General features: G+C 43.9%; 1 protein-coding gene and 1 pseudogene. One reads left to right on the top strand and one right to left on the bottom strand.

From position 1 onward, the window contains the following. A partial coding sequence (locus tag ACYP03_RS23885) for a hypothetical protein (protein WP_459782344.1) occupies positions 1–237 on the bottom strand: 237 nt, incomplete at its 3' end. A gap of 106 nt (positions 238–343) precedes the next feature. Here ACYP03_RS23885 and ACYP03_RS23880 point away from each other — a divergent pair. Further along, positions 344–659: pseudogene (locus ACYP03_RS23880) on the top strand (hypothetical protein); the annotation flags it as partial.

Below are 659 nucleotides of genomic sequence, written 5' to 3'. Positions count from 1 at the left end.
AGGGTTTCCTTCCACAGATTCACCCGTTTTCAGTGACAGGAAATAGTCAGCGTCAACAATACATTCAAGCCCGATAACATTATCAGCGGGGAAATAAGCTTTAAAACCGCAGTCATCACCCTGATGATTGATGAGCTGAAACAAGATTTTTCCCTGATCATTTCTGATTTCCACCTTGTCATTGGCGGTAAACCGCTCCCCCAGCCGTTCCTTCGCTTCCTGATAACTGGTGATCATCTCAAGTGCTGGCTGCTGATATACCGGGGCTTCTTGAGTAAACTGCAGAAATTGCTGTTCTGTAATTTTCTGTATTTTCGGATGAAGCGGTTCCTCCAAAGCCAGAGTGGCAGAGGAAAAAGCCAACCCAAACCAAGCGAACAAAACTAGGGAGTGCTTGCTATTATTTTTCAATTTGATTCTCTCAATGAAAGTTACTAAAGGAAGAAGTTTTTCTGGGCATTTTCTCCCTCAAAAGCCAACCAGGAAAACTCAATTTTCTCCGATGCTGCTCTGGCAGGTTTATGAAAAACTGCGTATGATGAATGCCGGTACACCTTACTATGGAGCATTAATTGTGGGTTGTGAAAACTTAAATGACCATGTGAAAGCCTTGCGTAAAGACCCGATGTTCGTAGTGTCGACACCGGGACGTCTTGCTT

It is taken from the genome of Photobacterium sp. R1, assembly GCF_054600795.1.
This window is presented reverse-complemented; position numbering and strand designations above follow the sequence as displayed.